The sequence below is a fragment of the Mesorhizobium sp. M7A.T.Ca.US.000.02.2.1 genome (assembly GCF_003996995.1).
Lineage (GTDB): Bacteria > Pseudomonadota > Alphaproteobacteria > Rhizobiales > Rhizobiaceae > Mesorhizobium.
This window is the reverse complement of sequence record NZ_RZTT01000336.1, coordinates 1-6,687: the sequence shown is the minus strand read 5'-3', so window position 1 is coordinate 6,687 and position 6,687 is coordinate 1. Positions and strand designations below refer to the sequence as shown.

Annotated in this window: 6 protein-coding genes; 2 read left to right on the top strand and 4 right to left on the bottom strand. The window is 61.1% G+C overall.

The genetic code is table 11. From position 1 onward, the window contains the following. Window positions 1-1,676 (bottom strand): ABC transporter ATP-binding protein/permease (locus EOD15_RS25450; RefSeq protein ID WP_185929073.1); only part of this gene is annotated, 1,676 nt, incomplete at its 3' end. Between the two features lie 602 nt (window positions 1,677-2,278). Here EOD15_RS25450 and EOD15_RS25445 point away from each other — a divergent pair. After that, window positions 2,279-2,716: a hypothetical protein gene (locus EOD15_RS25445; RefSeq protein ID WP_127272122.1), complete on the top strand. Its 438-nt coding sequence runs from the start codon at window positions 2,279-2,281 to the stop codon at window positions 2,714-2,716. A gap of 37 nt (window positions 2,717-2,753) precedes the next feature. Here the strand turns inward: EOD15_RS25445 and EOD15_RS25440 are convergent, their stop codons facing one another. Together EOD15_RS25440 and EOD15_RS25435 are read right to left on the bottom strand one after the other, a co-directional pair. Then, window positions 2,754-3,434, bottom strand: coding sequence for a DsbA family protein (locus EOD15_RS25440; protein WP_127318734.1), 681 nt, complete (start codon window positions 3,432-3,434; stop codon window positions 2,754-2,756). 17 nt (window positions 3,435-3,451) lie between these two features. Next, entirely contained in the window at window positions 3,452-5,272 is a 1,821-nt protein-coding gene (locus EOD15_RS25435) for an extracellular solute-binding protein (protein ID WP_127318732.1), read from the bottom strand. A 232-nt stretch (window positions 5,273-5,504) separates the two neighbouring features. On the opposite strand from EOD15_RS25435, the gene EOD15_RS25430 reads away from it, so the two are divergent. Then, entirely contained in the window at window positions 5,505-6,134 is a 630-nt protein-coding gene (locus EOD15_RS25430) for an invasion associated locus B family protein (protein ID WP_127270670.1), read from the top strand. 71 nt (window positions 6,135-6,205) lie between these two features. Here the strand turns inward: EOD15_RS25430 and hspQ are convergent, their stop codons facing one another. Next, window positions 6,206-6,529 carry a heat shock protein HspQ gene (hspQ, locus tag EOD15_RS25425; RefSeq protein WP_164761589.1) on the bottom strand — a complete coding sequence of 108 codons (324 nt, stop codon included), beginning with the start codon at window positions 6,527-6,529 and terminating at the stop codon, window positions 6,206-6,208. Between the last annotated feature and the right edge of the window lie 158 nt (window positions 6,530-6,687).

Below are 6,687 nucleotides of genomic sequence, written 5' to 3'. Positions count from 1 at the left end.
GGACAGTTGTCCTTGATGGCCTGGTGGAAGGCGACCTTGCCGTCGGGGTCGAGCGCGCCGGTCGCCTCGTCGAGGAACAGCAGCCCCGGCTGCTGCAGCACGATGCGAGCCACCACCAACTTCTGCTTCTGGCCGCCCGACAGCACCTGGTCCCAGCTTTTGCCTTCGCGGCTTTCGTCGGCCATGTGCTCGATGAAGTCGCCGAGCCCCGCCTTGTGCAGCGCCGACGCCACCTGCGCGTCGCCATGGTCGTGCTCGGAGCCCGGCAGGCAGACCAGTTGCTTCAGCGACACAGGCTGCAGCTTGACCTCCTGGGCGGCATAGAAACTCTTCACGCCTTCGGGAAAGACGATGGTGCCGCGGCCATATGGCCACAGGCCGTTGATCGCCTTGATCAGCGAAGTCTTGCCGCAGCCGGACTCGCCCTTCAGGAAAGTCCATTCGCCGCGCCGGAAGCGCAGATTGGCCGCGCTGAGGAAGGGCGTCGCATCCTCGCCTTGATGCGCCAGTTCGAGCTTCTGGATGGTCAAGCCGAAAACCGGGTTCTGGCTGGTGTAGTGGAAATCGGAGCGGCCGGTCTGGCTGTAGAATTCCTGCGGATGCTGGACATTCTCGATCGCGTTGGCCAACTCGGTGACACGCTGGCTGTTGGCGCGCAGCGTGGCGATGGCGGGCATGACATGGATGAACCACGAACACTGGCCGATCAGCGAATTGACCAGCTCGGAGCCTGTTATGTAGCCCTTGAGGTCGAGACCGTTGTGGATAAACGGCACCAGGCCCGGTCCGTAGGCGACAATGCGGGCGCCGATGAAATTGTAGATCAGCTCGAACGACATGTAGACGGTGTTGACGATGTTCAGCCGCGTCCAGGTGCCGTCGATATCGACATAGAGCCGGCCATGCATGGTCCTTTGCACGCCTTCGCCCTGAGACGCCGCGACATGGAAGGAGCGGCGCAGGAATGTCGTCAGCTCGCCGCGATAGCTGCCCTCGGCTTGCTGCATCCTGACGTTGAGGCGTTCGAGCAGGCCGCCGAGCTTGACCGCTATCCAAGTGTTCAGCGGCACGTAGGTGGCGACGGCCAGGAAGGCGAGAATGGCGCTGCCATAGCTGCCGAGGAATTCCAGCCCCTTCACCTCAACGGAGTTTTCGAGCAGCTTCTGGCCGACGAAATAGAGCGATGTGGCGACGCCCAGCACGCCCATGGCGAGCCCGATGGCGCCCCCGGTCATGTCCTTGATGGATTCCTGGACACGCTGGTCGATGTTGTCGGGGGCCGGTGCGCCGCTGCCGGTCGATGCATGCTGGGCATGGAAATGCGTATGGTTGCCATCCAGCAGCGCTTCATTGAAGCGGCTGTCCAGCCAACCGCGCCATTTGCGGTGCAATGTCGCCGAGACAAGATTGCGGATGCCGGTGAAGCCAGCGTCCTTGAGTACGACCAGCAGCACGAGGACGCCGGCATTGACCAGCAGCGAGCGAAGCGGCGTGGTGTTGGCGGCGTCATGGAAGAAGGCGATCGAATTGACCAGTTCGCCGGAGGCTTCTGCGAACCAGACACCGGCCTTGCTGGACAGCGCCGTGAGCACCGCGATCACCAGCGTCAGCGTCCAGGCTTCCTTCCAGCGGTCGGAAACCCAGTAGGCCCGCATCAGGCCCCAGAAGCTGCGCATCGACGACACCGGCGTCAGAAGCGATCGCCCTGCGGCATCGCGAGGTGTTTTTTCCGGTACTGACTCTTGCGATGGTCTACCGACCCGAATCACGATCCCGCCCAAACCTTTTTTCTTTTGTTACGGATGGTAACACCAATTGATCATTTTCCATTAATTTAAAACCGGCCCGACCGGATTGCCCCGGCAGCCGTTGCCGTGAGGCAACAGATTACACGCTGAAATGTAGCGACAACGGTCGGCAATAATCAGAATATCGATATTGATTTCAGATACTTGATCTTCAATAAAATGCCGTCGATGGAGCTTCCCCTGGGGAAGGCTTTCACACGGTTTCGTGAACTCGAAATCGTGTCGAGCGATCGGTTTTCTCACTGCGGACGGCCCAGAGAGCTCGAAAATTTGCGGTTCGTGACTCGCCAGGAATGCCGTGGTCGTCCTTGCCAGGGGCAGGAAGTGACGGGAGAATCGATCGAGCGGCGCGTTCCGTCTTGTCCGGTCAGCTGAGGGACTGCGTTTGACAATTCATCCACCTGGGATTGAACCTTGCCCGGCATCGTCGACACTCATGCATGTCCGGTTCTCCAACAAGGAAGCTCCCAATGCTTGCACGCGCGGCCGCAATCCTGTCCCTCTTCGCCTGGCTGCCCCTCGTACCTTTGGCGCATGCCGGCGCGCAGAGCATCCCGGCCAGCGCCGAAGGCCAGATCGAGTTCAACACGCCGTCCGGCAACATCGGCTGCATCTACACGGCCAAAGGCGGCACCGGCACCTATGAGCCAAAGGATGGCGGCCCGGAGCTGAGTTGCTCGCGCGTCGAGCCGAGCTACGTCACGATTATCCTGGGTCCGAAGGGGCCAGCCACGCTGATCAAGAACCCGGGCGAGCAGGGCTGCTGCAGCGATGTCGACAAGCTTGGCTACGGCAACAGCTGGAGCGCCGGGCCGTTCTCGTGCCAGTCGTCAACCAAGGGACTGACCTGCACCGCCACGAACGGCCATGGATTTTTCATCAGCAAGGCCAAAGCGACGGTGAAGTAACGTTTGCTGCTGTCGCGGAGAGGAGAGGGCGGTCGGCTCAGCCGGCCTTGTCCAGTTCGCCGCGCGCCTTGGCGGCCGCCACCTGGCGAATGGCATCGGCCAGCGTGTCGGCATCCTGTGCGCCCATGACCGCGTATTTGTCCTCGAGCAGGAAGCACGGCACGCCAGAAATGCCCATGCGCGACGCGGTGGCGATCTCGGTGCGCACCGCCTCGACATCGGCCTCGGTCGGCAAAAGCGTGGCGACCACGGACGCATCCATGCCGGCCTCGCGCGCCGCCTCGACCAGCACGGCATGATCGCCAATGTTGGCGCCTTCCTCGAAATTCAGCTGGAACAGCCGGCGCACAAGCCTGTTCTGAATGGCTTCGCCGGCGGCACCTGCCCAGCGGATCAGCCGGTGCGCATCGAGCGTGTTCGGCGCCACCTTGATGGCGTCGAAGGCAAAGGAAATGTCTTCCGCTTCGCCCAGCGGCTCGATGCGGGCGTGAATCTCGCGGATGCGCTCATCGCTGCCGAATTTTGCCAGCATGTATTCGCGGCGGTCCTTGCCTTCAGGCGGAATGGTCGGATCGAGCTGAAACGGCCGCCAGCGGACATGCACATCGACATCGCCGACGGCGGCAATCGCCCTGTCGAGCCGCTTCTGGCCGATGAAGCACCAGGGGCAGACGACATCGGACACCACATCGACGGTGATGGCGTTCAATTCGCTCATCTCGATCTCCTGATCCCTCAGTTGGGTTTGCGCCACCATGTTGGCAGTTGATACCCGAATATGGGCGTCTTTTGCGGATGTTCCAGGTAGTTCCAGTAGGCAATCCATTGCTGCGTGTTGTGCTGCATAGGCACCATGTAGTTGCCGGAGATCAGCAGCCGGTCGAGAACGCGAACGGCGGCAACATAATCCTCCTTGGAGCGGGCGCGCAGAATCGCCTCGATCGCCGCGTCCACAGCCGGATCGGCGACGCCGGCGAGATTGAACGAGCCTTCCGTCCTGGCCGCGGCGGAACTCCAGCGCCCGCTCTGCTCGATGCCGGGCGACAACGAATTGTTGAAGCCGCTCGATCCGATCAGGACCTCGAAGTCGAAGCGCTGCTTGCGCGACTGGATCTGGTCGCCGTCGAGGCTGCGAATGGTGAGATCGATGCCGATCTTCTCCAGCGTGCGCTGGTAGATGCCGGCAAGGCGCTCCTCGTCCTGCGATGCGGTCAGGATTTCGAAGCTGAAGGGGTTGCCTTCGGGATCGAGCATCGTTCCATTCTGCACGTGGTAGTCGACACTTTTCAAAAGATCGAAGGCTGCCTTCAGCACGCGGCGGTCCTGGCCCGATCCGTCGGTCACCGGCGGCCGCCATGTACCGTCCATGACATCGGCAGGGACGCGGCCGGGGTAGGGCGCCAGAAGCGCTTTCTCCCTGTCGTCGGCCGGATGCCCGATCGCGGAAAGCTCGGAATTCTGCCAGTAACTCATCGTGCGCGTGTACTTGCCGCCGAACAGGTTCTTGTTGGCCCATTCGAAATCGTAGAGCATGCCGAGCGCGCGCCGCACGACAGGGTTGGCGAATTTCGGCAACCGCGTGTTGAATAGGAAACCGGTCACCACGGGCGGAATGCCGGTGTCGAAGGTTTCGGCGACGACATCGCCCTTGTGGAAGGCCGGAAAATCGAGATCGCGCTCGCGCTTCACCGGATCACTGTCGTCGTCGATGGCGCAAAGGCCTTTCTTGAACGCTTCGAGCTTGGCGTTGGCGTTGAGGAAATACTCAATGGTGATCTGGTCGTAATTGTCGAAACCGCGCTTGGCCGGGACGTCCTTGCCCCAGTAGTCCGGGTTGCGCTTGAACACGATGCGCTGGCCGGGCTGCACCTGCGCGATCCTATAAGGGCCGCTGCCGATCACCGGCTTGAGCGTCGTCCTGTCGAAAGTCTCCTTGTCGAAGGCGTGCTTCGGGATGATCGGGGTCAGCGCGATGATCAGCGGGAATTCGCGATCGGCCTTGTCGTTGAAGGTGAAGCGCACGCTGTGATCGCCGGTCTTTTCGAGCTTGGCGACCCTGGCCATGCGATCGCTGTAAGGCGGGCGGCCTTTCTCGGTGTAGACGTCATAGCTGAACAGCACGTCCTCCGGCGTCACCGGCTGACCGTCCGACCATTTGGCCTTCGGATTGAGATGGAATTCGATGCTCTTGCGCTCCGGGTCCATGTCGGCGCTGTCGGCCAACAAACCGTAGAGCGTGAAAGCCTCGTCGGCATTGCGCTGCATCAACGGCTCGAAGACCAGATTGCCGAAGATCGTATCCATCATGCCGCGCGCCGTCGTGCGCAGGCTCTTGAGGATGAAAGGGTTCAGATTGTCGAAGCTGCCGACGACGCAATAGGTGATCGAGCCACCCTTCGGCGCGTCGGGATTGACGTAGTCGAAATGCGTATAGCCGGGCGGTAGCGCCGGCTCGCCCTGCATGGCGATAGCGTGCTTCGGCTCCGATGCGGCCGGCTGATGCGAAAGGGCGAGAAACGATATCCCGGTGATCAGCCAAACAACAACGCGGCCCATGACCGTCTCCTTACTGGGTCGGCTTGATGATTCGGTGTGCACCCTAGCATGAGGCGGCTGCGCGCCGGCCAACCGCGCGTTCAACAATTGCTGACGCCGGGCTGGATTCGGCATCGCTTGCAGTGTAACACGCCCTCCGAAGTCATTCTGTTGCCTCATTTCGGCAACAGGTAGCTGGACCACACGGCACGAAGAAGCCGGTCCCGGGATCATTTGAGAGGAAGTGCACGACATGACGAGCCTGAACAGCAACGCGTACCGCCTGTCGGTCATGGCCGCTGGCGTGGTCGGCTTTCTCGGCGCAGGACTTCCCGCTGCTTCCGCACAGCAGCAACAGCAGATTCCGCAAGGCTGGTTCAAGGCCTGCACCAAGCAGGAAGACGTCGACATCTGCAACGTCCAGAACATCACCACCGCCGGCAACGGCCAGCTGGTCACCGGCGTCAGCCTGATCGAGCTGAAGGGCAAGGTGAACCGCAAGGTGTTCCAGGTGACGGTCCCGACCGGCCGTCTGGTGCCTCCCGGCATCGGCCTGCAGATCGACACCGGCAAGGCGCAGAAGCTCGACTATGTGATCTGCTTCCCGGATCGTTGCGTGGCGGAAGTGCCGCTTACCGATCAGCTCGTCGCCGCCTTCAAGAAGGGCCAGGCGATTACCCTGACCTCCGTCAATTTCCAGAACCAGCCCAATCCGATCAAGGTCGCCCTGCAGGGCTTCAGCGGCGCCTATGACGGACCGGCGCTGCAGCAGTCGGACATCGAGGACCGGCAAAAGAAGCTTCAGGACTTCGTCGCCAAGAACAACCAGGATTTCGCCAAGAAGCTCAAGGAAGAGCAGGACAAGGCGAAGACCGCCAACTGATCGGCCGATATCGCCGAGCCAACAAGAAAGCGGGGTCATGCCCCGCTTTTTTGTGATTGTCTTCCAGTAGGCTAATGCCTGGACTGCCGCTTCGGCTGGTAGCCGCCGTCCGGCTTCTTGTCGAACATCTCCTTGATCTGCGGATGCCGGACCGGCTCCCCCGACTGATCCTCGAGCAGATTCTGCTCGGAGACATAGGCGATGTACTCGGTCTCCGAATTTTCGGCGAGCAGATGATAGAAAGGCTGATCCTTGTGCGGCCGCACGTCGGCGGGGATGGCTTCGTACCATTCGTCGGTGTTGGCGAATTGCGGATCGACATCGAAAATAATGCCCCTGAATGGAAACAGCCGGTGGCGAACCACCTGTCCGATCGCGAATTTGGCTGTTTTCATCGTACTCACCACTGAATTCCTTGGGCTTATTTGGCGCAGACCGCGCATCAATTCAATCCCGAGGCGCTTGACGCCCTATTAAGCAACGGGCTAGCCCGGCGCCAGGGTTTCGGACCAGCATAAAAATGTCTGACGTCATCGGTCTTGTTCTTCCGTTC